Origin of the sequence: Duganella sp. Leaf126 (assembly GCF_001423125.1) — a bacterium.
In the GTDB taxonomy this organism is placed as follows: domain Bacteria; phylum Pseudomonadota; class Gammaproteobacteria; order Burkholderiales; family Burkholderiaceae_D; genus Rugamonas.
The window spans coordinates 252,466-278,314 of the sequence record NZ_LMNW01000012.1; the positions used below are offsets into that span (position 1 = coordinate 252,466).

The following is a 25,849-nucleotide window of genomic DNA, read 5'->3' on the forward strand; positions in this document are numbered from 1 at the left end:
TACGGCGCACGATTGCCGTCGGATTCATAAATGGCTAACTTTTTTTGCATCGTCAAAAGCGGTGGCTCAGCGTGAGCCGCGCGGTGCGCGGTTCCACCGGATGGAAATGGAGGTCGTTGACGCCGTCGGCCGGTTCGCCCGGCAGGCGCGACGCGTAGTAGTAATCGATGTCGCTGGCCTTGCGGTTGAGCAGGTTGAAGCCGTCCAGGGTCAGGCGCGTGCGCGGCGTGAACTGGTAGCCGATGCGCCCGTACAGCAGCGTGGTGGCGTTCGAGCGCACGCTGTTGTCTTCGATCAGCGGGCGCTTGCCGAAATAGCGCAGCTCGAGCGCGCCCTGCCAGCGGCCCAGATCCTTGACCGTGACGCCGAACGACGCCACCCGGTCCAGCGCCTCGGGCACGTAATTGCCGGCCGGGTCGCTCTGGCGGTAGCGCGCGCGCGAGGCCGACAGGTCGAGGTCGAACAGCAGCCAGGGCGCCGCGATGTAATGGCTGCTCCACTCGATGCCGCGGCGGCGGCTGGGCCGGCTCGGTTCGGTCTGGCCGCTGTCGCCCGCGAACACCAGTTCCGAGTCGATATCGAGCGTCCACAGCGACAGCGACGTCTGCAGACCGGGCAGCCATTCGCTGCGCACCCCCAGCTCATAGCCGCGCGTGCCCACCAGCGGCGTGGCCGGATCGGCCGCCTGCACCACGCCGCGCGCGTCGTTGCTGTGGAAGCCGGCGCCGTAGTTGATGAAATACTCGGTATCGGCCCATGGCCCCAGGATCACCGACAGCTTGGGCGAGGTGCGCTGCGCGGTCACGCGGTCGCCGTCGACATCGAAGCGGTAGCCGTCGTGGCGCACCCCGAGCACGGTGCGCAGCGTAGGCTGCCAGTATGCGGTGTTCTCGACGTAGACGCCGGCGCTGGCTTCGTTGACCCGGTCTTCGCGCACGGTGCCGATGCGCGCGCGGGCCACCGTGGCGTACAGGCCCAGCGGCGAGATATGGTCGTAGCGCGTCTGCACGCCGATCTTGTTGCGCACCTCGACGCCGCCCCAGCTGGCCAGCCAGGCCGTGCTGGCGTTGACGCCGGCCATGGTGCGCCGTTCGCTTTGCTGGAACTGGTCGCCGTTGACGGGATCGTTCAGAAAATAGGTGAAGTTGCTGAACAGGTCCAGCCGCGAGCGCACGATGTAGGCGGCCGCCTCGCTCACGCGGTTGTCGTCCTTGACGTGCATGGCCCATGACAGGCTGGCGCGGTCGGTCTTGCCGCCGTCGCTGGCGTCGATGGCGCCGAAGCGGTCGATCACCCCCTGCTGCACGGCGCGCAGCGGCACCTGGTCGGTGGCGTTCCAGCGGTTGCGGTATGCCATGGCGGTGATGTTGTAGCCGCGCTGTTCGTCGCCGCTGCTATAGCGCAGCAGCGCGCTGGCCTTGCGCACGTTTTCCGGAGCATCCCACGGACCGTCGTTGCGGCCCGCATCGACGCCGTACAGCAGCTTGCCGCCGGCGAGGTCGAACGCGTTCGCCAGCAGCGCACGCTGGTAACCGTAGCTGCCCAGCGTGGCGCTGGCCAGCCCCTGCGGCAGCGTGTCGACCAGGCTCAGTCGGGCGGCGCCGGCCGACGAGAAGTCGCCTTCGTCGGCAAAATACGGTCCCTTGCGGTAGTCGATGCGCTGCACCAGCTCGGGAATCACGAAGTTGAGGTCCGAGTAGCCCTGGCCATGCGCGTTGGTGCGCAGATTGACCGGCATCGCGTCCACATAGGTGGCAAAGTCGGTGCCGTGGTCGAGGTTGAAGCCGCGCAGGAAATACTGGTTGGCCTTGCCGTCGCCGCTGTGCTGGGTGACGATCATGCCGGGCACGAATTCGAGCAGCTCGCCCGTGCGCAGGGCAGGGCGGTTGGCGATCAGGCTGGCCGTGACCGTGCCTTCGCTGGCGGCATCGGCCGTGCCCACGGCATTGTCGTAGTGGCCGAGCACCGTCACGCTGGGCGGGGCGGCGTCGTCTTCCACCAGCGCTACGGCAGGCTCGCCGTGCGCGCCGGGCGCCAGCATCATCGCCAGCACACCTGCCATGGCGCCCATCACCGATTCAACTCTCATCCGGTCTCCTGAAAACGTCGAATTTATTTTCTTTATGAAAATGATTCTACGCAAGGAACATGAAAACGGATTCATGATTCGTACAGTGCGCGGGTCCATGTGGTATTTTCCTGTCGCTTCCATTTTTAAATCCGGTTCCGTTCCCCAACACACAGACAAGCTCACCGTGCCAGACATTATTACTACCGACCCCCAGCAACTGCGGCGCTGGCTCGAAGGCGCCGCGCGCCGCGATGCAGCGGCCTTTCGCGCCCTGTACGACGCCGTGTCGCCGAAACTGTTCGGCTTTGCGCTGCGTATATTGAACAGGCGTGAACTAGCCGAAGATGTTTTACAGGAGAGCTTTGTGGCGATCTGGAACAATGCAGGCAACTACCAAAGCCACCTTGCCGCACCGATGACATGGATGACCACCATCGTGCGCAACAAGGCCTATGACGCGCTGCGCCGCAGCGACGACGACGCCGAGATCGATGGCGATCCGTACGCCGCTGCCGTGATGGACGCCTTGCGCGATCCGGGCGCCACGCCGATCGATGCGCTGGAACTGAGCCGCGACGCCAAGGCGCTGGCCTACTGCATGTCGGCCCTGGAAGGCGTGCACCGGCAGGTGATGGGACTGGCCTATTTCCACGACCTGTCGCACAGCGAGGTGGCCGCGCACATGGCGCTGCCGATCGGCACGGTCAAGACCTGGATCCGCCGCAGCCTGGAAAAACTCAAGGCCTGCCTGGCGCGCGAGGCGGCGCCATGAACCTGCGCGACAACCTGCCCCTGCGCGAAAAACTGGCAGCCGAATACGCGCTTGGCACCCTGCGGGGCGGCGCCCGGCGCCGCTTCGAAGCTTATCTGCACCACGACGCCGCACTGCGCCGCACCGTGGCCGAATGGCAGGACCGGCTGGCGCCGCTGGCCGAGTTCGCGGGGGCGCAGACGCCGCGCCGGCAGGTCTGGACCGGCATCGAGCGCCGGCTCGGCTTGCGCCCGGCGGTGCCGGCCTGGCAGTTCTGGCGCAGCGAAGCCTGGCACATGGCAGGTGCCGGTGCGTGGCGCCCGCTGGCCATCGTCTCGACGGCGGCCGCGCTGGTACTGGCCGCGCTGCTGGCCACGCACGGCATGCAGGCGCCGCAGGCCGAATACCTGGCCACCCTGACCGACGACAAGGCGCAGCCGGTGCTGGTGCTGGCGGCCGACCAAAACCGGCGGCAGCTGACGGTGCGCCTGGTCGGCGGTGCACCGGTCGCGCCGGACAAATCGCTGCAGCTGTGGGCAGTGCCCAAGTCCGGCAACCCGCGTTCGCTGGGCCTGGTCGATCCGTCCGGCCGGCTGACGCTGGCGCCGGGCGCCCCGTCACGCGCCATCGGCGCCGACGTGGCGCTGCTGGCGGTTTCGCTGGAACCGAAGGGCGGCTCGCGCGATCCGAACGGACCGAGCGGGCCGATACTGTACAAGGGGAACTGGGTGCGCGTGCTGTAGCGCGCCGGCCACCGGAGCGGGCTGGCACCATAGCCAGAATCAATGGCGCAGGTCGTTGACTGGGTGACAAATATGAACGATCATCGTGAAATCGTTTTCTTGACCCTGTGCCCCGTGACCATGCCAACTACCTTCCCGTTCCACCGGCGCGCCGCGCTCGCCGTCGCCATCGCCAGCAGCTGCGCCGCTTCTTGCGGCGGCGCCAGTGCGGCCGACATCAAGCTCAATCAGCTGGGCTTTCTGCCCGGCGCCGTCAAGGTAGCGGTGGTGCCGGAGACGGGCGCCACGACGTTCAGCGTGATCCGCGCCGCAGGGGGGACCGGAGGTGGGACGGTGGTGCTGCAAGGGACGCTGAGCGCCGCCAGGTCGGCGCCGGAGTCGGGCGAGACGGTGCGGCAGGCCGATTTTTCCACGCTGACCACGGCGGGCCGCTACCAGCTGCGCGTGGCCGGACTGCCCGATTCGCTGCCGTTCGACGTTTCGGCCAGCGCCTTCCAGGCGCTCAATGCCGGTGCGATCCGCGCCTATTACTACAACCGCGCCAGCATTGCGCTCGACCGGCAGCACGCCGGCGTGTACGCGCGCGCGGCCGGCCACCCGGATACCAGCGTGATGGTGCACGCTTCGGCCGCGTCGAGCGCGCGCCCGGCCGGCACCATCATCTCCAGTCCCAAGGGCTGGTACGACGCCGGCGACTACAACAAGTACATCGTCAATTCCGGTATCTCGACCTACACGCTGCTGGCCGCGTGGGAAGACTTCCCGGCCCAGTTCCGCCAGCAGGCGCTCAATATTCCGGAGAGCGGCAACGGCATTCCCGACCTGCTCAATGAAACGCTGTGGAACCTGCAGTGGATGCTGACCATGCAGGACCCCAACGACGGCGGCGTGTACCACAAGCTCACCGACAAGAGCTTCGACGGCTTCGTGATGCCGGCCGACGCCCACCAGCAGCGTTACGTGGTGCAGAAGACCACCGCCGCCGCACTCGATTTTGCCGCCGTGATGGCCACCGCCAGCCGCGTCCTCGCGCCCTATGACAAGCAGCTGCCCGGTCTGGCCGCGCGCATGCGCACGGCTGCCGAACGCGCGTGGCGCTGGGCCAATGCCAATCCCAGGGCGTACTACCAGCAGCCGGCCGACATCAAGACCGGCGAGTATGGCGACCAGGACGTGCGCGACGAATTCGCGTGGGCTGCCGCCGAACTGTTCATCACCACCGGCGACGCCGCGTATTACCAGGCCATGCAGGCGCCGACCGTGCAGGCCACGGTGCCGTCGTGGGGCCAGGTGGACAGCCTGGCGTGGATGTCGCTGGCGCGCCACCGCCAGCACCTGGCGGCGGTCGCCGACCAGGCCCTGATCGCCAGCCGCATCGATACCTTGTCGAGCCAGCTGGCGGCGGTCAGCCAGCGCTCGGCCTACGGCACCGCGATGCAGGCTGCCGATTACGTCTGGGGCAGCAATGCCATGGTGCTGAACCAGGCCATGGTGCTGCTGCACGGCTACCGCCTGACCGGCAAGCGCACCTACCTCGACGCGGCGCAGGCCAATTTCGACTACATCCTCGGCCGCAACGCCGTCGATATCTCGTTCGTCACCGGGTTCGGCGCGCGCTCGACGCTGCACCCGCACCACCGGCCGTCGGAAGCGGACGGCATCGCCGCGCCGGTGCCCGGTTTCGTGGCCGGCGGGCCCCAGCCCGGCCGCGAAGACCAGAAGGACTGCAAGGCCAGCTACGCCTCGACCTTGCCGGCACGCGCTTACCTCGATGATGTCTGTTCATATGCCAGCAACGAGGTGGCCATCAACTGGAATGCGCCGCTGGTGTACGTATCGGCGGCCCTGCAGGCGCTGACGCCGGCACCTGCCAAGTGAGCGCGTCAGCGGGACGTAGCGGTATTCGCTGCTGAGGTAACATCGAGTCCGAGACGCGCCACCGGGAGCGCGCCACGGAGGAGAGACGATGAAGGGAAACAAGCGCGTACCTGCTGCGCTGCTGCTGGCAGCGGCCTGGCTGGCAGCGACCGGCCAGGCCGCTGCACAGACGACGCCCGCGCAAGGCGCCAGCAAATCTGACGTCATGCCGGACGTTCCCACGCCGCAGCAGCTGTTCGGTCCACTGTACCAGGCGGTGCAAACCGCCCACATCTACCCCGACGCCAAGACCTTTGCCGATGCCGTGCCGAAGGCCGATCCGCAAGCGATCCTGGCGCAGTACCGGCAGCAGCAACCGCGCGACAAGGCGGCGCTGCAAGCCTTCGTGGAACGCCACTTCACCCTGCCGGCGCCAGCCGCCATCACGCTGCGCCAGCACATCGCCTCGCTGTGGCCGGTGCTCACGCGCCCGCCGCTCGATCCGCCCAGGTGGTCGTCGGCCTTGCCGCTGCCGGCCAGTTACGTGGTGCCGGGCGGGCGCTTTCGCGAAATTTATTACTGGGATTCGTATTTCACGATGCTGGGCTTACAGGCCGACCACCGCAGCGACCTGGTCGAGTCGATGATCGTCGGCTTCCAGAGCCTGATCGAGCGTTACGGCCACATCCCCAACGGCACCCGCAGCTATTACCTGAGCCGCTCGCAGCCGCCGTTCTTCGCGGCCATGGCGCAACTCAAGCCGCTCGGCGACACCGCTGCCGATGCGCGCCTGCTGGCCGCGCTCAGGCGCGAGCACGATTACTGGATGCGCGGTGCTGCGTGCCTGCCGCAGAGCGGGCAGGGCGCCTGCGAACACGTGGTACGCCTGGCCGACGGCACCATCCTCAACCGCTACTGGGATGCCAAAGACACGCCGCGCGACGAGGCCACCCAGCCCGACCTCGACACGGCCCGCGACAGCGGCCGCTCGACACCCGAACTGTTCCGCGACCTGCGCGCGGCGGCCGAGAGCGGCTGGGACTTTTCGTCGCGCTGGCAGGACGATCCGCAGCGCCTGGCCACCGTGCACACGACCGCGATCGCGCCGGTGGACCTGAACAGCCTGCTCTACCAGCTCGAAGGCGAAGTGGCGCGCCGCTGCGAAGCTGCGCACGACACGGCGTGCGCCGCGCAGTACCGGCAGGCCAGCGCGACCCGCGCGGCGGCCATCCAGCGCATCTTCTGGGTCGGCGCCGAGCAGCGCTATGCCGACTACGACCTGCGCCACCAGCGCCCTACCGCGGTGCTGAGCGCGGCCACCTATTACCCGCTGTGGGTCGGCATCGCCACGCCGGCGCAGGCGGCAGCCGTGGCCGACACCACCCGGCGCCAGCTGCTGGCCGAAGGCGGCGTACGCACCACCTTGCTGCGCACGGGCCAGCAATGGGACGCCCCCAACGGCTGGGCGCCGCTGCAGTGGATCGCCGTCGATGGCCTGTCCCGCTACGGCCACACCGCCCTGGCGCGCGACATCGCCGGACGCTGGGTCAACACCGTCCACCGCACCTGGCTGGAAACGGGCAAGCTGCTGGAAAAATACGATGTCGAAGAACGCAAGACCGGCGGCGGCGGCGAATATCCGACCCAGGACGGCTTCGGCTGGACCAACGGCGTCACCAGCGCGCTGCTCGAGCGGTATCCGGACCTTGGCCGGGAGCGAGAATAGGACAGCGACCGACGCGTTGCTGAGACGGAATCGATCGCTGCGATTTCGTGTTTCGTTTATTTCGATTAGAATGGCAGCAACCAAATTTATTGGACGGGGGATGCTTGCCATGAACATGCCAATTCTTCCTGTGACGCTGCCTACCACCGGCGACATCGCATTGGCGAGGGAGTCCGGCCGCGCCTTATCGGCTGTGTTACGCAGCCGTGAGACATCCCAGCAAATTGATTTTTACGACGAGCAGGGCAGCGTCAAAGCAGTCAGTATTCCGACGTCGGCACTGCGGCTGCTGGTGGACATCCTGACGGAAATCGGACAAGGCAACGCGGTGTCGATGATACCCGTCCACGCCGAGCTGACCACGCAGCAAGCAGCAGATATGCTCGGCGTCTCCCGACCCTTCCTGATCCGGTTGCTGGAAAATGGTGATATACCTTTCCACAAGACTGGCGCGCATCGGCGGGTGCGCTTTCAGGATGTGATGGACTATAAGCAGCGTGTCGATGGCGAGCGTCGCGTCGCGCTCGAGGAGTTAAGCCGTCAGGCACAGGAGCTCGGTTTAGGGTATTGATCATGAGCGCGCACTTCACGGTCGTGTATGACGCCTGCGTTCTGTACCCGGCACCGCTACGCGACTTGTTGATGCACCTTGCGCTATCGGATCTATACCGCGCCCGCTGGAGTGAGCTGATTCATGACGAATGGACGCGCAACGTCCTGGCTAATCGTCCTGATCTCAATGCTGGTCAGCTGAACCGGACACGCCAATTGATGAACGCGCATGTCCGCGACAGCTTGGTCAGCGGCTTCGATTATCTTATTCTGTCCGTGAGCTTGCCTGATCCCGCCGATCGCCACGTTGTCGCTGCGGCGATCCATTGTGGCGCCGCACTGATTGTGACATTCAATCTCAAGGATTTTCCGCAAACGGCTTTGCTTCCGTATCAGCTTGCAGCGCAACATCCCGACGATTTCATCATCGACCTTCTGGATCTCCACACTGCAGCGGTGCTGCAGGCAGTGGCAAACCACCGCCGGTCCTTGAAGAACCCGCCCAAGACTGCGTCGGAATATCTCGATACGCTATTGGCGCAAGGACTGACGCAAACCGTGGCGGGATTGCGCCGCTGGTCGATCGCCATCTGAACAGAGGGCTGTCGTCACGGCAATTTAGTTGGTCATCGGAGCCGCGAACCACGTCGGCTGGTTTAGAATGCTGCACGATCGTTCAACCTTGCCGAAAGACCAAATAATGCACGAATTTCTGACCTTGCTGGGCGCCTGGTTCCTGCACCTCGATGTGCACCTGTCCGAACTGGTGGCGGCATATGGCCACTGGATTTACCTGCTGCTGTTCGCCGTGATCTTCATTGAAACCGGGGTGGTGATCATGCCCTTCCTGCCCGGCGATTCGCTGCTGTTCATCGCCGGCGCGCTGGCCGCCAAGGGGCTGTTCGATCCGTGGATCCTGTTCTTCCTGCTGCTGACGGCTGCCGTGACCGGCGACGCGCTCAATTTCGCCATCGGCACCTATGTGCGGCGCAAGGCGGTCGATACCTCGCGCATTCCGTTCCTGAAGGCCGAGCACATCGTGCTGACGCAGAAATTCTTCGAGCGCCATGGCGGCAAGACCATCATCCTGGCCCGCTTCGTGCCGATCGTGCGCACGCTGGCGCCATTCGTCGCTGCCCTCGGCTCGATGCCGGCGCGCGTGTTCTTCACGTACAACGTCGTGGGCGGCCTGGTCTGGGTCGGCAGCCTGCTGCTGGCCGGCTACCTGTTCGGCAATATCCCGTGGGTCAGCAACAACCTGACGGCCGTGGTGCTGGCCATCGTGTTCCTGTCCATCCTGCCCGGCATCGTCGCCTGGCTGCGCTCGCTGGGCAAAAACGCGCGCAGGGTCTAGGCTCTGGCGCAGCAAGCTGGTATCCTGAAGCGCATTCGAAAAGGGATAAAAAATGAACATGCTGAGCGATGTATCACCGCTGCTGGTTCCCATCGTGGCGCTGCTCGTGCCGATCGCGGGCGTCATTGCCTGGGCCGTCGTCAAGGTCACTCGGATGAATTTATTGCACGAAACAGCGCGCCATCTGAGTTCGAACGGCCAGCCGATTCCACCCGAGCTACTGGCCGAGATCACGGGTCACAAGCGTTAGGCAGTATTGCCGGACGCTGCCGTCTAACCCCATCCGGGCAAACAAAAAACCCTGCAAACCGCGAGGCTTGCAGGGTTTTTTCTCAGGGGCAGTCGCCCCGGTGTTGTCGCTTAGATGGTGTCGAGCGCTGCGTTGAAGGTGGCGCTTGGACGCATCGCTGCGGCGGTCTTGGCCGGATCGGGCTGGTAGTAGCCGCCGATGTCGACTGCCTGGCCCTGCACCTTGGCCAGTTCTTCCACGACCTTGGTTTCGTTTTCCGACAGGGCCTTGGCCAGCGGCGCGAAGTGGGCTTGCAGTTCCGCGTCTTCGGTCTGGGCGGCCAGCGCCTGGGCCCAGTACAGCGACAGGTAGAAGTGGCTGCCACGGTTGTCCAGTTCGCCGGTGCGGCTCGATGGCGACTTGCTGTTGTCGAGCAGCTTGCCGGTGGCGGCGTCCAGCGTCTTGGCCAGGATCTTGGCCTTGTTATTGCCCGACTTGATGCCCAGCTCTTCCAGCGACACGGCCAGCGCCAGGAACTCGCCCAGCGAATCCCAGCGCAGGTGGTTTTCTTCGACCAGCTGCTTGACGTGCTTCGGCGCCGAGCCGCCGGCACCGGTTTCGTACATGCCGCCACCGGCCATCAGCGGCACGATCGACAGCATCTTGGCCGAGGTGCCCAGTTCCAGGATCGGGAACAGGTCGGTCAGGTAGTCGCGCAGGATGTTGCCGGTCACCGAGATGGTGTCCAGGCCGCGCGAGACGCGCTCGAGGGTGTAACGCATGGCGCGCACTTGCGACATGATCTCGATCTGCAGGCCGCTGGTGTCGTGGTCCTTCAGGTAGGTCTGCACCTTCTTGATTACTTCGTTTTCGTGCGGACGGTACGGGTCGAGCCAGAACACGGCAGGCATGCCCGAGTTGCGCGCGCGGGTGACGGCCAGCTTGACCCAGTCGCGGATCGGTGCATCCTTCACCTGGCACATGCGCCAGATGTCGCCTTCTTCCACGGTCTGCGTCAGCAGCACTTCGCCGGTGGCCAGGTCGGTGATGTTGGCGATGCCGCCTTCGGTTACTTCGAAAGTCTTGTCGTGCGAACCGTATTCCTCGGCCTGCTGCGCCATCAGGCCCACGTTCGGCACCGTGCCCATGGTGGTCGGGTCGAAGTTGCCGTGCCATTTGCAGAAGTTGATCATCTCCTGGTAGATGCGGGCGAAGGTCGATTCGGGCATGACCGCCTTGACGTCGGCAGTGCGGCCGTCGGCGCCCCACATCTTGCCGCCGATGCGGATCATTGCCGGCATCGACGCATCGACGATCACGTCGTTCGGCGAGTGGAAGTTGGTGATGCCCTTGGCCGAATCGACCATGGCCAGCTTCGGACGATGCTCGAGGCAGGCGTGCAGGTCTTTAAGAATTTCTTCCTTCTGCGAGGCCGGCAGCTTTTCGATCTTGTCGTACAGGTTGACCATGCCGTTGTTGACGTTCACGCCCAGTTCCTCGAACACCTTGGCGTGCTTCTCGAACGCTTCCTTGTAGAAGATGCGCACGCAGTGGCCGAACACGATCGGGTGCGACACCTTCATCATGGTCGCTTTCACGTGCAGCGAGAACATCACGCCGGTCTTGTAGGCGTCGTCGATTTCCTTCTCGTAGAAGTCGAGCAGCGCCTTTTTGCTCATGAACATGCTGTCGATGATTTCACCGGCCTGCAGCGAGACCTTCGGTTTGAGCACGATGGTCTTGCCGGAGGCGGTGATCAGTTCCATCTTGACGTCGCGCGCCTTGTCGATGGTCATCGACTTTTCGCCGTGGTAGAAGTCGCCGGCGTGCATGTGCGACACGTGGGTGCGCGACGCCTGGCTCCATTCGCCCATCGAGTGCGGGTGCTTGCGCGCGTATTCCTTGACAGCCTTCGGCGCACGGCGGTCGGAGTTACCTTCGCGCAGGACCGGGTTGACGGCCGAGCCGATGCACTTGCCGTAGCGCGCCTTCAGCGCTTTTTCTTCGTCGGTTTTCGCATCTTCCGGGTAGTCGGGCAGGGCGTAGCCCTTGCCTTGCAGTTCGCGGATCGCCGCCTGCAGCTGCGACACGGAGGCGCTGATGTTGGGCAGCTTGATGATGTTGGTGTCCGGATGCTGGGTCAGTGCGCCCAGTTCGGCCAGCGTGTTCGGCTGGCGCTGCGCTTCGGTCAGATATTCCGGGAATTCGGCGATCACGCGGGCGGCAACGGAAATGTCGCTGGGGACAACGTCGACGCCGGCCGGCGCGGTGAACTTCTGGATGATCGGGAGCAGGGAATACGTCGCCAGCAGCGGCGCCTCGTCGGTCAGGGTGTAAATGATTTTAGATTTTTCTGTTGCCATGTTGATTCCCTCAGTTCATTACCAAATCGGATCGGTGCCAGACGGCAGGAGTGTTAGTAGTCTATCTAACCCAGACGAATATTTTAGACTGTCCGCGTGACATTTGTGCGAATTCCGTACTCAGCCGCAGCGTTATCTTGGCAATTTAATCATTCGGCCGGTCAAAATGGGCGTCGGCGGTTTTGTAACCATGCTAAATTATTGATTAACTAATTTTCCACTGGACATCATTCTCGGCTTGGAACAAGATGGGGAATTATCACTTCATCACTGCCGATGCCATGCGCGATCACGCCTTACGCCTGCAATCCCTGTCCAAGTCGTTCGGCCGCCCGGCCGTCGATCGCCTCGACCTGGCCGTGCGCCGCGGCGAGTTCTACGCGCTGCTGGGGCCCAATGGCGCCGGCAAGACCACGACCCTGCGCATGGCGACCGGATTGCTGGCGCCCGACAGCGGCAGCGTCGAGGTGCTGGGCGTGGACATGCTTGACGATCCGGCGGCCGCCAAGCGCGACATGGCCTATCTGCCCGACGAGCCGATGGTATACGCCAAGCTCAAGCCCACCGAGTACCTGGAATTCGTCGCCGGGCTGTGGGGCATCGCTGCCCACGAAGCCGAGCCGCGCGCGCGCCACCTGCTCGACTGGCTCGACCTCAGCAAGCATGCCCACGAGCTGACCGAAGGTTTTTCGCGCGGCATGAAACAGAAGCTGGCGCTGGCCGGTGCGCTGATCCATGCGCCGCAGCTGCTGATCCTCGACGAGCCGCTCACCGGCCTCGACGCCGCCGCGGCGCGCCAGGTCAAGGACCTGCTGCAGCAGCACGTCACCGACGGCGGCACCGTGGTGCTGACCACCCACATCCTGGAGGTCGCCGAGCGGCTGGCCGAACGGATCGGCGTGATCCGCGCCGGGCGCCTGATCGCCGAAGGCACGCTCGACGAGCTGCGGGCGCTGGCGGGGCTGGGCGCCGGCGGTACGCTGGAAGACGTGTTCCTGCAGCTGACCGGAGAGCCGGCATGATCGGCAAGGGCGCGCCGGGCAGCACCTGGTGGCTGCTGCGCCACGAGATACGGATGGTCTTCGCTGCCATGCGCAAGGTGCGCGCCAACGGCAAGATCGGCGCCCGGTGGCTTGGCCCGACGTTTCTGGTCGTGCTGCACCTGGCGTTGCATGGCGTGGCCTTCACGCTGATACCGGAGCTCCACCGGCAGGGGCCGGCGACGGCGCTGGCGGCCATGCTGGCGACCGCGGCCGTGCTGGTGGGCGTGACGCTGATGCTGGCGGCGGCCTTGCGCGGCAGCGTATCGGCCCTGTTCGAGCGGGGCGACCTCGACCTGCTGTTGTCGTCGCCGCTGCCGACGGCCAGCATCTTCTTCACGCGCCTGCTGGGCCTGGTCGTCAGCGTGGCCGGCGCCTTCCTGTATTTCCTGGCGCCGTTTGCCAACGTGGGGCTGCTGACCGGCCACCCGGAATGGCTGGCCTTGTACGTGGTGGTCTTCGCGCTGGCGCTGCTGGTGTCCTCCGGCGCCATGCTGTTGACGCTGGTCCTGGTGCGCCTGATCGGCGCGCGCCGCACCAAGGTGCTGGTGCAGGTGCTCAGCGCCATTGCCGGCGCGCTGGTGTTCCTGCTGTCGCAGGCGGCCAACGTCCACGGCGCCATGGGCGAAAGATTGAAATGGCTGGTCCACGGCGACTGGTCCGGCGTGCTGTGGCTCGGTCACGCGGCGCTGGGCCGGCCGCTGCCGCTGGCGGCGCTGCTGGCAGCCGGCGTGGCGCTGTTTTTCTTTACCACGCGTACCACGCGCGGCTTCTTTGCCAGCGGCGTGCAGCAGGCCGCCGGCGCGGGCAGGGCAGCGGCAGCGCCGCGCGGTGGCCCGCGCCTCAATTTCACGCGCGGGCTGGTGTGGACCACCATGGTCAAGGAGTGGCGCCTGATCGGGCGCGACACGCGCCTGATCACCCAGGTGCTGATGCGTCTGCTGTACATGGTGCCGCTCGGTTTCATCGTCTTCAAGAACGCCGACACCATCAGTGCCTCGGCAGGCGCTGCGATCGTGTTCGTCTGCGCGTCGATGGCCGGTTCGCTGGCCTGGATCACCATCGCCGCAGAAGATGCGCCGGATCTGCTGGCCAGCGCCCCGCGCAGCGCCGCCGTCATCGAAGGCGCCAAGGTGGCCGCTGCCACGGTGCCGCCGCTGGCACTGGTGGTGCTGCCCGCGCTGTGGCTGCTGGTTCACCGTCCGCTGGCGGGCCTGGCGGTGTTGCTGACACTGCTGTGCGGTGCGGTCGCCAGCGCCACCATCATCCTGTGGAACTGCCAGCCCGGCAAGCGCAGCGACTTCAACCAGCGCAGCGGTCGCGGCGTGGGCGGCCTGCTGCAATCGCTGAGCTCATTCGCCTGGGCCGCCACCGTGTGGCTGCTGCTGATGGGGATGGACTACGCGCCGATGCTGAAATGGAGCCCGCTAGCGCTGGGCGCGGCGCTGCTGATCCTGGGCGTGGCGTGGGCCGTGCGGCAAACCCGGCAGGTACGCGTGCGGCGCCAGCTGGCGGTAACACAGGTCAAAACGGCTTGACGATGCCCTGAACAACGGTGGTGCGGCGCAGGTTCTGTACTTGGTACCGGGGCCGGCTGCCGCCCGGTGTTGCCTGTCTCGCTGCTACCCCGGTGCATGCACTGCCGCCGCCAGCAGCGCCGCCTGCCTTGCTAACGCGTCGGCGCATGTACCGACGCCGCCATTTGCACCGCCGCCTGCGTCGCTAACGCGTCGGCGCATGTACCGACGCCGCCACCAGCAGCGTCGCCCGCAAGCCCGGCGCGTTGTCTGCCAGGGTCAGGCTGCCGCCATGCAGCCGCGCCACGGCCGACACCACCGACAGCCCCAGACCCACGCCCGGCGTGCCGCGGCTGGCGTCGCCGCGGTAGAACCGTTCCACCACTTTCGGCCGCTCGTCCTCGGCCACGCCGGGGCCGTTGTCGGCCACCACCAGCTGCAGCACGTCATCGGTCGGGCGGCTGGCCGTGATCGCGATGACGCCGTGCTCGGGCGCATACTTGAGGGCGTTTTCCACCAAGTTGCCCAGCGCCTGCGCCAGCAGCACCGGGTCGCCGATGGTGGCCAGGTTGCCGCTGGGGGTGAAGCTGAGTGCGATGTTTTTCAGTTCCGCCACCGGCAGGTAGAATTCGGCCACCTCGGCGCCCAGGCGCGCCAGATCGACCTCGACGAAGCCGCCACGGCGGCTGCCGCTGTCGATTTCCGCCAGCCGCAGCAGGGCATTGAAAATGCTCATCACGCGATCGACGTCGCCGATCGCGGCGTCGATCTCGGCATAGGTTTCCTCGTCGGACGGCCGCGCGACTGACAGTTCCTCAAGCCGCGCGCGCAGTTCCGACAGCGGCGTGCGCAGGTCGTGGGCGATCGCGTTCGACACGTCCTGCACGCCGGTGACCAGGTGTTCGATCTGGTCGAGCATGCGGTTGACGGTGTGCGTGAGCAGCTGCAGCTCGTCGCCGTCGTCGGGCACCGCCAGGCGGCGCGACAGCTGGCCTTCGATGATGGCGGACGTGGTCTGGCTGATGTTCTGCACGCGCGCCAGCAGGGCGCGCCGTATCATCACGCCGCCCAGCGCCGCCACCATCAGCACTGCGGCGGCGCAGCCCAGCAGGCCATAGATGAACAGCTGTTCGAGCACGTCGAAGCGATTGAGGTTGCTGGCCACCAGCAGGCGGTAGCCATCCTTGAGCGTCATCTGCACCATCTCGATCCGGCGCGGCGTGCCATCGACCTCGATGGTGGCCGAGCTGTTGCCCTCGACGCGCGGCAGGTCGGCAGGCCAGCCGGGCAGGTTGCCGGCCAGCTTGACGCCGTTGGGCGCGGTGAACACGATGATCTTGCGCACGCCGTCGTTGGTGCCCATCACCTGGCTGTCGATGGCGGCCGCCAGTGCGAACGGTCCGGTGCGGGCGAACAGGTTGCACATGCGGCGCGATTCGGACTGCAGCAGCTCGGTGCGCACCTGTTCGATATTGATGTTCCAGGCCCACCACAGCGGCCCTGCAAACATGGCCAGCACCAGCAGGCTGATGGCGGCGTAGCCGATGGCGATGGTGCGGGCGGAAAAGCCGGGCAGTTTCAGCATGGGGATAATTTCTCGCGGCTACTCGCGGTCGGTCAGCATGTAGCCGGCATTGCGCATGGTGCGCAGCAGCGGCACGGGGAAACCGGCGTCGATCTTCTGCCGCAGCTTGCTGATATGGACATCGATCACATTGGTCTGCGGATCGAAGTGGTAGTCCCACACGTTTTCCAGCAACATGGTGCGCGTGACGACCTGGTTGGCGTGGCGCAGCAGGTATTCGAGCAGCTTGAATTCGCGCGGCTGCAGGGCGACCGGTTTGCCGCCGCGGACCACTTTATGGGCCAGCAGGTCCATGCTCAGGTCGCCCAGCGCCAGCACGGTGTCCACCGACACGTTCTGCGAGCGGCGCATCAGCGCGTCCAGGCGCGCGAGCAGTTCGCCGAAGGCGAACGGCTTGATCAGGTAATCGTCGCCGCCGCTCTTCAGGCCGCGGATGCGGTCATCGACGCCGTCGAGCGCGGACAGGATCAGGATCGGCACCCGGTTGCCGTGCATGCGCAGCGCTTCGATGATGGCCAGGCCGTCGATCCCGCCCGGCAGCATGCGGTCCATGATGATGGCGTCGTAGGCCGCGCTCACCGCGTGGTACATGCCGTCCTTGCCGTTGTCGGCATGGTCCACCGTGTGGCCGGCCTCGATCAGCCCCTTCTTAACGAAGCGGCTCACGCGTTCATTGTCTTCGACCAGTAATAGTTTCACCGCATTCCTCCGTTGCGCCTCACGCTGCCGGCGTCGCTGCTGCCGCGCCGCTGTCGGCTGGCGCCGGTGCGTCGCCGGTGCGGGCGATCCAGCCGCCGCCCAGGGCCCGGTACAGGCCGACCAGTGACGTCAGCCGGTTCTGGCGCGCCGTGATCAGGTTGATCTGGGCATTGTACAAGTCGGTTTTTGCGGTGAGCACGCTCAGGTAGTCGTTGACGCCATTGTTGTACAACATCTCGGCCAGCGTCACGCGGCGTTGCTGGGCATCGACATTGCGCTGGCGGGCAGCGAGCTCGGTGTCGTAGGTGCCGCGCGCGGCGAGACCGTCGGCCACTTCGCGGAACGCCGTCTGCACACTCTTGCGGTACTGGGCCACGCCGATGTCGCGGTTGATGCGGGCCGTATCGAGATTGGCCTGGCGCGCGCCGCCGTCGAAGAGCGGCAGCAGCAGCTCGGGCGCCAGCGACCAGGCGCCGGTGCCGGCCTTGAACAGGTCGCCGAGCGCGTTGCTGGCCGTGCCGGCGGCCGCGGTCAGGCTGATGCGCGGGAAAAAGGCTGCGCGCGCAGCGCCGATGTTGGCGTAGTCGGCGCGCAGCAGCGCCTCGGCCTGCTGCACGTCGGGCCGGCGCAGCAGCAGGTCGGACGGCAGGCCGGCAGGGATATCGGCCAGCATGGCCTGCTGCCCGAGCCGTGTGGCGGCCGGCAGATCGGCCGGCAGCGGTTGCCCCAGCAGCAGCACCAGCGCATTCTCGGCCTGAGCGCGCAGGCGCAGCTGCGCAGCGTGGTTCGCTTCGGCCTGCTGCAGCGTCACCTGCGCCAGCGATTCGTCGAGCGCCGAGGTGGTGCCGGTGTCGTATTGCAGCTTGACGATGCGGTACGACTCGCGCGCGGCAGCCAGCGTATCGTCGGTGACCTTCAGCTGCTCGTCGTAGGCCAGCATGGCCAGATACTGGTCGGCCACCTGCGACACCAGCAGGATGTGCGTGGCCTGGCGGCCGTAGGCGCTGGCCAGGTATTGTTCGCGCGCGGACTCGCTCAGGCTTTGCAGGCGGCCGAACAGGTCGATCTCCCATGCGGTATTGAGCATCACCGCGTTGCTCTTGCTGAGCGCGCGGTTGCCGGACGCATTATTGGTGGTCGACGAGCGTCCGGCCGACGCTTCGGCGCCGACCGTGGGCAGGGCGGCGGCGCGCTGCAACTGCAAGGCCGCCTGCGCCTGGCTGACGCGCAGCAGGGCCACGCGCAGATCCTGGTTGTTGTCGAGTGCCAGGCGCACCAGCGCCTGCAGCCGGGGATCGACCAGGAAGTTCTGCCAGCCCGTGTCGGCGGCGGCAGTGCCGTTCGCCGTCGGTGCGGCCGCATAGGCCGGGCCGGTCGGGTAGGCCGGCGTGGTGGTCGTGGCGGCCGTGGTCGGCTGCTGATAGGCGGGCTGCAGGGCGCAGCCGGCGACCAGTGTCCCGGCCAGTAACGGGCCCAGTACTGCGCCCAGCGTCTGCATCATGGTGTTCAGCGTGGTCTTCATGTCAGTGCGCCTCCGGCTGGGTGGCGATGGCGGCCGGCGGTGCGGCGCCGTCCGATGGGTTGCGTTGTTTGATCTTGCCTGCGATGAGCACGAAGAACAGCGGAATCAGGAACGTCGCCAGGAAGGTCGCCGTCAGCATGCCGCCGATCACGCCGATGCCGAGCGCATTCTGGCTGGCCGCGCCGGCGCCGCTGGCAATGGCCAGCGGCAGCACGCCCAGCACGAAGGCCATCGACGTCATGATGATGGGGCGCAGGCGCAGCTTGGCCGACTCCAGCGCCGCATCGAGGATCGCGTAGCCCTCGATCTGCAGTTCGCGTGCAAATTCCACGATCAGGATCGCGTTCTTGGCCGACAGGCCGATCGTGGTCAGCAGCCCGACCTGGAAGAACACGTCGTTTTCCAGGCCGAAGGCGGTGGCCGCGCCGAGCGCGCCGAGCACACCGACCGGCACCACCATGATGACGGAGACGGGAATCGACCAGCTTTCATACAGCGCGGCCAGGCTCAGGAACACGACCAGGATCGACAGCGCGTACAGCAGCGGCGCCTGCGCGCCGGCCTGCGATTCCTGCAGCGAGATGCCGCTCCACTCGTAGCCGAAGCCTTCCGGCAGCTGGGCCACCAGCCGTTCCATGATCTTCATCGCTTCGCCGGTACTGTGGCCGGGCGCCGGCTGGCCGAGGATCTCGGCCGACTCGATGCCGTTGTAGCGCGACATGGCCGGCGCACCCCACGCCCACTGGGCGGTGGCGAACGCGGAGAACGGCACCATGCCGCCGGCCTGGTTGCGCACGTACAGCAGCTTGATGTCGTCCGGGTTCATGCGGAACTGGGCGTCGGCCTGCACATACACGCGCTTGATGCGGTTGTCGGTATCGAAGAAGTTGTTGATGTAGCGCGAGCCCCAGGCGGTGGCAAAGGTCTGGTCGACATCGGTCAGGCTCACGCCCAGCGCTGCCGCCTTCTCGCGGTCGATATTGATTTTATAGGTCGCATTGTCGGCCTGGCCCGTGTAGCGCACGCGGCTCAGGTTCGGCTCCTTTTTCGCCAGTTCCAGCAGCTGGTCGCGCGCCTTGCCCAGCGCTTCGTGGCCGGCGTTGCCACGGTCCTGCAGCTGCAGCGAGAAACCGGTGGCCGAACCGAGACCGCGGATTGGCGGCGGTTCCACCGGCGTCACCTGGGCGCCCTGGAAGTTGGCGTAGCGGGCGGCGATGCGGTCGCTCAGCGCGCTCACGGAAAGCCTGGCGTCTTCGCGCTCGCCCCACGGTTTCAGGCGCACGAACAGACGGCCCTGGTTCTGGCCGCGCTGCGGCTGGCTGGCGCCGTTGGTCAGGAAGGTCGATTCGACCATCGCCTTTTCGTCCGTCAGCAGGTAGTTGCTGATCTCGTCGAGCACCTTGCCGGTGGTTTCCAGCGTGCTGCCAGCCGGGGTTTGCACCTGCACGAACATATAGCCCTGGTCTTCCTTGGGCAAAAAGCCGCCGGGCAGACGCAGGAACAGGAACAGCACGGCGCCGATCAGCACCGCATACAGCACCATCCACAGGCCGCGGCGGCCGATGATGGCGGTCACGCCGCCCAGGTAGCGGTCGCGGGTGCGATCGAAACTGCGGTTGAACCAGCCGAAGAAACCGCGCTTATCATGGTGATCGGGGTCCGGCCGCTTGAGCAGCATCGCGCACAGCGCTGGCGTCAGCGTCAGGGCCACGAACACCGACAGCAGCATCGAGGCCACTACCGTCAGCGAGAATTCGCGGTAGATGGCGCCGACGGTACCGCTGGAAAACGCCACCGGCACGAACACGGCAGACAGCACCAGCGCCACGCCGATCAGCGCGCTGGTGATCTGGCCCATGGCCTTGACGGTCGCGTCGTACGGCCCCAGGCCGTCCTCGTGCATCACCCGCTCGACGTTTTCCACCACCACGATGGCGTCGTCGACCAGCAGGCCGATCGCCAGCACCAGGCCGAACATCGACAGCGTGTTGACGGTGAAACCGAGCGCCGACATGATGCCGAAGGTCCCGAGCAGCACCACCGGCACCGTGATCGACGGAATCAGGGTGGCGCGGAAGTTCTGCAGGAACAGGTACATCACCAGGAACACCAGCACGATCCCTTCGATCAGGGTCTTCACCACTTCGTGGATCGAGACCTTGATGAACGGCGTGATGTCGTTCGGGTACACCACGCGCAGGCCGTGCGGGAAATAGGCTTTCAGGTCGTCCAGCCGGGCGCGCACGGCGTCGGCCGTGGCCAGCGCGTTCGCGCCGGGCGCCAGCGAAATGCCGAGGCCCGAGGCAGGCTTGCCGCTGATGCGCACATCGACGTTGTAGTTTTCGGGACCGAGCGCCACCCGGGCGACGTCGCCGATGCGCACGGCGGAGCCATCGGGCTGCACCTTGAGCAGGATGCGCTGGAACTGCTCGGGCGTGCGCATCAGTGTCGATTCGCTGATGGTCGCGCTCAGCGTCTGGCCCGTGACGGCAGGCGAGCCGCCCAGCTGGCCGCCGGAGATCTGCACGTTCTGCGCGACGATGGCCGTGTTGACGTCGAGCGGCGTGAGCGAATAGCTACGCAGCTTGACGGGATCGAGCCAGATCCGCATCGCGTACTGGGTGCCGAACAGGTTCATGCTGCCCACGCCGGGGATGCGCGAGAGCGGGTCCTGGATGTTCGAGGCCACGTAGTTGGCGATGTCGAATTTGGTCATGCTGTTGTCGTCCGAGACAAAGGCCGCCACCATCAGGAAGTCCGATGTCGATTTGCTCACGCGCAGGCCCGATTGCTGGACATCGTTGGGCAGCCGCGGCACGGCAAGCTGCAGCTTGTTCTGCACCTGCACCTGGGCGATGTCGGGATCGGTGCCGGCGGCAAAGGTCAGGGTGGTGGTGGACTGGCCCGTGTCGTCGCTGGTGGACGTCATGTAGAGCAGGTTGTCGATCGCGGTCATCTGCTGTTCGATCACCTGCACCACGGTGTTCTGCATGGTCTCGGCGGAGGCGCCAGGGTAGCTGGCCTGGATCTGCACGGTGGGCGGCGAGACCGGTGGATACTGTTCGACCGGCAGCTTCATCAGCGAGATGACGCCGACCAGCATGATCAGGAGCGCGATGACGATGGCAAAGATCGGGCGCTGGATGAAAAATTTAGGCATCGTGTGTCGTCCCTTAGCGCGCTGCAGCCGGGGTGGCAGCGGCGGTGGCAGCGGCGGCCGGCGCGGCGGCGCGCACCTTGACCACGATCCCCGGTTTGAGCTTCTGGATGCCGCTGGTGACGATGCGTTCGTTATCCTGCAGGCCTTTCTCGACCAGCCACTGGCCATCGACCAGCGCGCCCGTTTCGATCGTGCGTTGTTCGAGCTTGTTGTCGGCGCCGACCAGCATCACGGTCGCTTCGCCCTGGGCGTTGCGGGTGACAGCCGGTGTCGGCACGCGGATCACGGCCGGGCGCACGCCCTGGCTGACGGACGCGCGCACATACATGCCGGGCAGCAGCAGGTGATCGGGATTGGGGAACTTGGCGCGCAGGGTGACCGAGCCGGTGGCCGGGTTGACGGTCACGCCGGCAAATTCCAGCGTTCCCGCGTGCTGATAGGTGGTGCCATCTTCGAGCTTGAGGGTGACGGTGGCGTGATTGGCGCCGTCGAGCTTGAGTGCGCCGGCAGCGAGGTCGCGGCGCAGCCCCAGTCCTTCCACGCTCGACTGCTGCAAATCGACATACATCGGGTCGATCTGCTGGATGGTGGTGAGCAGGGTGGCCGAGCCGCCCTGAACGTAGGCGCCTTGCGTGACCTGCGAGACGCTGCTGCGGCCGCTGATCGGCGCCGTCACGTTGGTGTAGCCGAGGTTGATCTTGGCGGTGGCGACCGACGCCTTGCCGGCCGCCACATCGGCAGCGGCCTGCAGTTGCGCGGCCTGGGCATTGTCGAAGGCCTGCTTGCTGACCGCGTTACCGCCGATCAGCACCTTGTAGCGGTCGAGCTGGGCGGTGGTGGATGCCAGGTTGGCCTGCGCACGCTGCAGCGTGGCCTCGGCGCTGGCCAGAGTGGCGCGGTATGGCGCAGCGTCGATCAGGTACAGCGGCTGGCCTTGCTTAACGTCGGCGCCTTCCACGAAGCGGCGTTCCTGCACGATGCCATCGACCCGAGCACGCACCTCGGCCAGCAGGAAGGGCGCGGTGCGGCCGGGCAGCTCCACCTTGAGCGGCACGCTGTCGCGTTTGACTGCGAGCACCGTCACTTCGGGGACGGGCGGCGGCGAGGGTTGTTTTTTCTCGCCACAGGCAGCGAGGGCGAGGGTGACGGTGGTAACAGCGGCAGCGAGCGCGGAACGGCGCGCAAGGGTGGTCAGGTGCATTGTTCGGTCCAGTTGGCGATAGGGGCGCGGTCGAAATACTAAAAGTTTTCTGATGGCACTGCACTATGCCCGGTAGGGGCTTAAATGGGGCTGTGCGATTGATTAAATTTAGTTAATGTAGCAGCGGCAGTGGCAAAAAGACATCGGTCAAGCGCAACCCGGGCATGGCCAACGACACGCACGAACAACAAGGGAAGACAAACAGGGGGGGGAAACTGGAGCGGGAGAAGAGTCTCGAACTCTCGACCTCAACCTTGGCAAGGTTGCGCTCTACCAACTGAGCTACTCCCGCACAGGAGTGTGAATGACAAACCAGCCAGCTTTCGCAAGGAAAACTGGAGCGGGAGAAGAGTCTCGAACTCTCGACCTCAACCTTGGCAAGGTTGCGCTCTACCAACTGAGCTACTCCCGCAGAGGGCGCTATTCTAACAACCTTTTTCGAAACGCGCCAGATCAAATTCCACTGCGAAAAGTGCTATGTCGATTTGGTTATGTTTAGTGCTGCAAAAGTCATTGGTGTGGCATCCCGGCGTCCCTTAGGATAGCGCTAGCTTGCAGTACTGCGCCCATTCATCACTAGAAAGAGACATCATGTCCGCTATCAAACTCGCCATCGTCGGCGTCGGCAAGATCGTGCACGACCAGCATTTGCCGGCGATTGCCGCCAATCCCGATTACCAGCTGATCGCTTCGGCCAGCCGTCACAACACGGTCGACGGCATCCCGGGGTTTACCTCGATCGAAGCCATGCTGGCGCAGATGCCGGACATCGAAGCGGTGTCGCTGTGCATGCCGCCGCAGTACCGCTACAGCGCGGCCCACGCGGCGCTCAGCGCCGGCAAGCATGTGTTCCTGGAAAAGCCGCCCGGCGCCACGCTGTCGGAAGTGGCCGACCTCGAAGCGCTGGCAGCATCGAAAGGATTGACCTTGTTCACCAGCTGGCACTCGCGCTATGCGCCCGGCGTGCAGCCGGCCAAGGCCTACCTGGCGGCCCATGCCCCGACCAGCCTGCACGTGGTGTGGAAGGAGGATGTGCGGCACTGGCATCCGAACCAGGACTGGATCTGGCAGGCGGGCGGCCTTGGCGTGTTCGATCCGGGCATCAATGCGCTGTCGATCGTGACCGAGATTCTGCCGCAGCGTGTCTTCCTCAGCGGCGCCAGCCTGGAGTTTCCCGACAACCGCGAAGCGCCGATTGCTGCCGACCTGCACTTCCAGGGCGCGGGCGACCTGCGCGTGCACGCCGAATTCGACTGGCGCCAGACCGGCAAGCAAAGCTGGGACATCGTGGTGGACACGGCCAAGGGCCAGCTCAAGCTGTCCGACGGCGGCTCGCGCCTGTGGATCGACGACGTCGAGCAGCCGCTGGACAAGGAAGCCGAGTACCCGTCGCTGTACCGCGTGTTCGCCGACTTGGTCAAGGCCGGCAAGTCGGACGTCGACGTGGCGCCGCTGCGCCACGTGGCCGATGCGTTCATGCTCGGCAAGCGTAAGGTCGTCGACGCCTTCCACGACTAGGCGCACCGGACGGCACCTCCGGAGCGGCGTTGCAGCTCCTTGCCGTACTGTCGTACTGTCGTACTGTCTTCGTCGCTGCGCCTTGCTCCGAAGGCGCCGTCCGGCGCTCGTGCAATGCGCGCCTGGCGTCAACTGCACACGGCCCGCGCCCATCACGCGCGCCGTTTCACATCAAGGCAGCTTGCCGGCGCCCGCCCTGGCCGGCACCGACGTCAGCGTCGCTGCCGCCGTCTGCAGCGTGTACGCGTACGGCGGGGTCCAGACGTTGTTGCCGGTTGGCGGCGCGTAACCGCACTGGCCGTCGATGGTGCTGGTGCCAGTGCCGTTCACCAGTTTGTCGCTGCTGAAGATATGGCCGGACGAGCGAAAGCCGATGAAGTCCTTGCCCTTGATCGCCTTGCCGCACACTTCCGTCACCTTCAGTCCCGTGAAGTTGTAGTAGTGATTTTCCAGCAGCATGTTGGAGCGGTAGCGCGCGTCCGTGCCGCCCTCGAACTTGACGTTGCTGTCCTTGGTGCTGGTGCTGCCGGCAATCAGGTTGTTAAACATATGCACCTGGCCGTAGCGGTTCAGCGGCAGGCGCGTGGTGGCGCCGTCGTACCAGTTGCCGGAGAAGGTGACGTGCATGCGGCCCTCGTCGCTCCAGGCGCGGCCGGCATCGCCGTTGCCGACCAGCGTGGTCTTGTGGTGCTTGTTGAAGACGTTGCTGGCGATGGTGACGTAGTCGCTGCCGCGCACCACGTCGAGCGCACCGTCGTGGCGCGTGTTGTTGGTCGAACCGGCCAGCGAGTCGGGCGTGTCGCCGTCGCTGATGGTCAGGTGCGAGATGTAGACATTCTGCGCGCGCGAGAGCGTGATGCCGTCCGCGTAGGCGTTGGCCGAGTCTTCCGGGTTGACGTCCCACGGCGTGTCGAACGCGATGTTACGCACGATGACGTTGCGGGTCCAGGTCGGGTAGTCGTCGCCGTCCTTGCCGTCGGCGATCCACTTCTTGAAGTCGGCCTGCTCGTCGCCGCCGGCGCTCAGCGCCAGCTCGCCGCCGATCAGGATCGTGGTGCCGGTCATGCGGGCAGGGCGCCCCTGGGCGTCGTTGATGCCGACCAGCGTGGTGTTCGACGGCAGGCTGATCGAGCCGCCGAACTTCTGGTCGCGGTAGCTCGTGTATTCGCGGAACACCGTGTTGTTCTGGCTCCAGCGCAGGTCGATGTGGCCGACCACGCGGATGATCTTCGGCTCGTTGCCGGCCTGGTTGATGGCAGCCACCAGCTGCTGGCCGTTGTACACCGTGTAGATGCGGTCGGCGCGCGCGGCGCCGCCGCCGGTGACCGTGACCGCGCCCTTGCGCGACCACGCATGCCAGCCGTTCGACGGCGCCGGCTGGCGCTCGAAGGTGAGCACGCCGCCGGTGGGGTCGGACTGGGCGAAGCGCCACACCGGCAGCGCCGGCGCAGCCATGTAGTTGGCCGGCGCATGCAGGCTGTCGATCAGCACCGGCGCAGAGTAGTTGCGCACGCCATACTGGGCGGTCTGCAGCGGCGTACTGGCGCCGGTCAGGGTGGCGGCGTCGATCGCAGCGTGGGCGTGGGCGGCAGCGAGCCAACCTGCGGCAGCGGCAAGTATCAAAGCGGTTTTCATGATGTCTCCATTCATTTTTATAAATAATATGGACCGTTTGCGCGCACGCCGGCAAGCTGGAACGGGGTGGCGGAAAACGGGAAGGTTCAGCCCCGCAGAGGCGGGATCCGAAGCAGGCACCTTGCGTACCTGCAGCCTTTGCGACGAGGGCTTGGGGGAAGCCGAGGTCGGTCAGGTGGCAACGACCGGCCCATCATATTCCCGCGACGTGAAATACGCAACCGGCCGTGTTGGAAACGCGTCATGCGATTTCGGTATACATCTTCAAAGAAAAATGATTGGTCGGGCAGCGTGACTGTCAGTAGCATGCCGCTAGATTTTGCCAC

The 25,849-nt window shown here is 65.7% G+C and carries 19 protein-coding genes and 2 tRNA genes; 11 read left to right on the forward strand and 10 right to left on the reverse strand.

What is annotated here, in order from left to right:
• Positions 1–52: 52 nt before the first annotated feature.
• Positions 53–2,089, reverse strand: coding sequence for a TonB-dependent receptor (locus ASF61_RS08850; protein ID WP_229205769.1), 2,037 nt, complete (start codon positions 2,087–2,089; stop codon positions 53–55).
• Between ASF61_RS08850 and ASF61_RS08855 the strand changes: the two genes are divergently transcribed.
• The 8 genes from ASF61_RS08855 to ASF61_RS08890 all read left to right on the forward strand — a co-directional run bounded on the left by ASF61_RS08855 (position 2,061) and on the right by ASF61_RS08890 (position 9,304).
• The gene (locus ASF61_RS08855; protein WP_229205770.1) at positions 2,061–2,843 is read left to right on the forward strand and encodes a sigma-70 family RNA polymerase sigma factor; all 783 of its coding nucleotides are present in this window, start codon (positions 2,061–2,063) and stop codon (positions 2,841–2,843) included. The two genes, ASF61_RS08850 and ASF61_RS08855, sit on opposite strands and share 29 nt — an antisense overlap.
• Positions 2,840–3,565, forward strand: a complete 726-nt coding sequence (locus ASF61_RS08860) for an anti-sigma factor domain-containing protein (protein ID WP_056154136.1) — start codon at positions 2,840–2,842, stop codon at positions 3,563–3,565. The genes ASF61_RS08855 and ASF61_RS08860 overlap by 4 nt, the downstream gene beginning before the upstream one ends.
• Positions 3,566–3,637: 72 nt before the next feature.
• On the forward strand, positions 3,638–5,443 hold the full coding sequence (locus tag ASF61_RS08865) for a glycoside hydrolase family 9 protein (protein ID WP_229205771.1): 1,806 nt from the start codon (positions 3,638–3,640) through the stop codon (positions 5,441–5,443).
• Between the two features lie 88 nt (positions 5,444–5,531).
• Entirely contained in the window at positions 5,532–7,148 is a 1,617-nt protein-coding gene (treA, locus tag ASF61_RS08870; RefSeq protein WP_056154142.1) for an alpha,alpha-trehalase TreA, read from the forward strand.
• Between the two features lie 109 nt (positions 7,149–7,257).
• Positions 7,258–7,719: a helix-turn-helix domain-containing protein gene (locus ASF61_RS08875; protein ID WP_082491469.1), complete on the forward strand. Its 462-nt coding sequence runs from the start codon at positions 7,258–7,260 to the stop codon at positions 7,717–7,719.
• A gap of 2 nt (positions 7,720–7,721) precedes the next feature.
• Positions 7,722–8,294 carry a PIN domain-containing protein gene (locus ASF61_RS08880; protein ID WP_056154145.1) on the forward strand — a complete coding sequence of 191 codons (573 nt, stop codon included), beginning with the start codon at positions 7,722–7,724 and terminating at the stop codon, positions 8,292–8,294.
• Positions 8,295–8,400: 106 nt separating this feature from the next.
• The gene (locus ASF61_RS08885; RefSeq protein WP_200919829.1) at positions 8,401–9,054 is read left to right on the forward strand and encodes a VTT domain-containing protein; all 654 of its coding nucleotides are present in this window, start codon (positions 8,401–8,403) and stop codon (positions 9,052–9,054) included.
• 52 nt (positions 9,055–9,106) lie between these two features.
• Entirely contained in the window at positions 9,107–9,304 is a 198-nt protein-coding gene (locus ASF61_RS08890; RefSeq protein WP_056154148.1) for a hypothetical protein, read from the forward strand.
• Positions 9,305–9,414: 110 nt separating this feature from the next.
• Here ASF61_RS08890 and ASF61_RS08895 read toward each other — a convergent pair whose 3' ends face one another.
• Positions 9,415–11,646, reverse strand: coding sequence for an NADP-dependent isocitrate dehydrogenase (locus tag ASF61_RS08895; RefSeq protein WP_056154150.1), 2,232 nt, complete (start codon positions 11,644–11,646; stop codon positions 9,415–9,417).
• A 248-nt stretch (positions 11,647–11,894) separates the two neighbouring features.
• Between ASF61_RS08895 and ASF61_RS08900 the strand changes: the two genes are divergently transcribed.
• Both ASF61_RS08900 and ASF61_RS08905 read left to right on the forward strand, forming a co-directional pair.
• Entirely contained in the window at positions 11,895–12,668 is a 774-nt protein-coding gene (locus tag ASF61_RS08900) for an ABC transporter ATP-binding protein (RefSeq protein ID WP_056154153.1), read from the forward strand.
• Positions 12,665–14,224 carry a hypothetical protein gene (locus ASF61_RS08905; RefSeq protein WP_056154157.1) on the forward strand — a complete coding sequence of 520 codons (1,560 nt, stop codon included), beginning with the start codon at positions 12,665–12,667 and terminating at the stop codon, positions 14,222–14,224. The genes ASF61_RS08900 and ASF61_RS08905 overlap by 4 nt, the downstream gene beginning before the upstream one ends.
• Before the next feature lie 184 nt (positions 14,225–14,408).
• Here the strand turns inward: ASF61_RS08905 and ASF61_RS08910 are convergent, their stop codons facing one another.
• From ASF61_RS08910 to ASF61_RS08940, 7 genes are all read right to left on the reverse strand, one after another.
• The gene (locus tag ASF61_RS08910) at positions 14,409–15,788 is read right to left on the reverse strand and encodes a HAMP domain-containing sensor histidine kinase (protein ID WP_056154159.1); all 1,380 of its coding nucleotides are present in this window, start codon (positions 15,786–15,788) and stop codon (positions 14,409–14,411) included.
• 18 nt (positions 15,789–15,806) lie between these two features.
• Positions 15,807–16,487 carry a response regulator transcription factor gene (locus ASF61_RS08915; protein ID WP_056154162.1) on the reverse strand — a complete coding sequence of 227 codons (681 nt, stop codon included), beginning with the start codon at positions 16,485–16,487 and terminating at the stop codon, positions 15,807–15,809.
• A gap of 19 nt (positions 16,488–16,506) precedes the next feature.
• Positions 16,507–18,009, reverse strand: coding sequence for an efflux transporter outer membrane subunit (locus tag ASF61_RS08920; protein ID WP_229205772.1), 1,503 nt, complete (start codon positions 18,007–18,009; stop codon positions 16,507–16,509).
• Between the two features lies 1 nt (position 18,010).
• Complete coding sequence (locus ASF61_RS08925; protein ID WP_056154165.1) at positions 18,011–21,169, reverse strand: efflux RND transporter permease subunit; 3,159 nt, start codon at positions 21,167–21,169, stop codon at positions 18,011–18,013.
• Positions 21,170–21,182: 13 nt separating this feature from the next.
• Positions 21,183–22,370: an efflux RND transporter periplasmic adaptor subunit gene (locus tag ASF61_RS08930; protein ID WP_056154169.1), complete on the reverse strand. Its 1,188-nt coding sequence runs from the start codon at positions 22,368–22,370 to the stop codon at positions 21,183–21,185.
• Between the two features lie 216 nt (positions 22,371–22,586).
• Positions 22,587–22,662 (reverse strand) — tRNA-Gly (locus tag ASF61_RS08935).
• A 44-nt stretch (positions 22,663–22,706) separates the two neighbouring features.
• Positions 22,707–22,782 (reverse strand) — tRNA-Gly (locus ASF61_RS08940).
• Positions 22,783–22,961: 179 nt separating this feature from the next.
• Here ASF61_RS08940 and ASF61_RS08945 point away from each other — a divergent pair.
• On the forward strand, positions 22,962–23,888 hold the full coding sequence (locus tag ASF61_RS08945; RefSeq protein ID WP_056154173.1) for a Gfo/Idh/MocA family protein: 927 nt from the start codon (positions 22,962–22,964) through the stop codon (positions 23,886–23,888).
• Between the two features lie 171 nt (positions 23,889–24,059).
• Here ASF61_RS08945 and ASF61_RS08950 read toward each other — a convergent pair whose 3' ends face one another.
• Positions 24,060–25,523, reverse strand: a complete 1,464-nt coding sequence (locus ASF61_RS08950; protein WP_056154176.1) for a polysaccharide lyase family 1 protein — start codon at positions 25,521–25,523, stop codon at positions 24,060–24,062.
• Positions 25,524–25,849 lie beyond the last annotated feature (326 nt).

Coding starts and splice junctions, on each gene's coding strand:
- ASF61_RS08855 (WP_229205770.1), top strand. CDS start 2,061: ATGGCGCCCATCACCGATTCAACTCTCATCCGGTCTCCTGAAAACGTC.
- ASF61_RS08850 (WP_229205769.1), bottom strand. CDS start 2,089: ATGAGAGTTGAATCGGTGATGGGCGCCATGGCAGGTGTGCTGGCGATG.
- ASF61_RS08860 (WP_056154136.1), top strand. CDS start 2,840: ATGAACCTGCGCGACAACCTGCCCCTGCGCGAAAAACTGGCAGCCGAA.
- ASF61_RS08865 (WP_229205771.1), top strand. CDS start 3,638: ATGAACGATCATCGTGAAATCGTTTTCTTGACCCTGTGCCCCGTGACC.
- treA (WP_056154142.1), top strand. CDS start 5,532: ATGAAGGGAAACAAGCGCGTACCTGCTGCGCTGCTGCTGGCAGCGGCC.
- ASF61_RS08875 (WP_082491469.1), top strand. CDS start 7,258: ATGAACATGCCAATTCTTCCTGTGACGCTGCCTACCACCGGCGACATC.
- ASF61_RS08880 (WP_056154145.1), top strand. CDS start 7,722: ATGAGCGCGCACTTCACGGTCGTGTATGACGCCTGCGTTCTGTACCCG.
- ASF61_RS08885 (WP_200919829.1), top strand. CDS start 8,401: ATGCACGAATTTCTGACCTTGCTGGGCGCCTGGTTCCTGCACCTCGAT.
- ASF61_RS08890 (WP_056154148.1), top strand. CDS start 9,107: ATGAACATGCTGAGCGATGTATCACCGCTGCTGGTTCCCATCGTGGCG.
- ASF61_RS08895 (WP_056154150.1), bottom strand. CDS start 11,646: ATGGCAACAGAAAAATCTAAAATCATTTACACCCTGACCGACGAGGCG.
- ASF61_RS08900 (WP_056154153.1), top strand. CDS start 11,895: ATGGGGAATTATCACTTCATCACTGCCGATGCCATGCGCGATCACGCC.
- ASF61_RS08905 (WP_056154157.1), top strand. CDS start 12,665: ATGATCGGCAAGGGCGCGCCGGGCAGCACCTGGTGGCTGCTGCGCCAC.
- ASF61_RS08910 (WP_056154159.1), bottom strand. CDS start 15,788: ATGCTGAAACTGCCCGGCTTTTCCGCCCGCACCATCGCCATCGGCTAC.
- ASF61_RS08920 (WP_229205772.1), bottom strand. CDS start 18,009: ATGAAGACCACGCTGAACACCATGATGCAGACGCTGGGCGCAGTACTG.
- ASF61_RS08925 (WP_056154165.1), bottom strand. CDS start 21,169: ATGCCTAAATTTTTCATCCAGCGCCCGATCTTTGCCATCGTCATCGCG.
- ASF61_RS08930 (WP_056154169.1), bottom strand. CDS start 22,370: ATGCACCTGACCACCCTTGCGCGCCGTTCCGCGCTCGCTGCCGCTGTT.
- ASF61_RS08945 (WP_056154173.1), top strand. CDS start 22,962: ATGTCCGCTATCAAACTCGCCATCGTCGGCGTCGGCAAGATCGTGCAC.
- ASF61_RS08950 (WP_056154176.1), bottom strand. CDS start 25,523: ATGAAAACCGCTTTGATACTTGCCGCTGCCGCAGGTTGGCTCGCTGCC.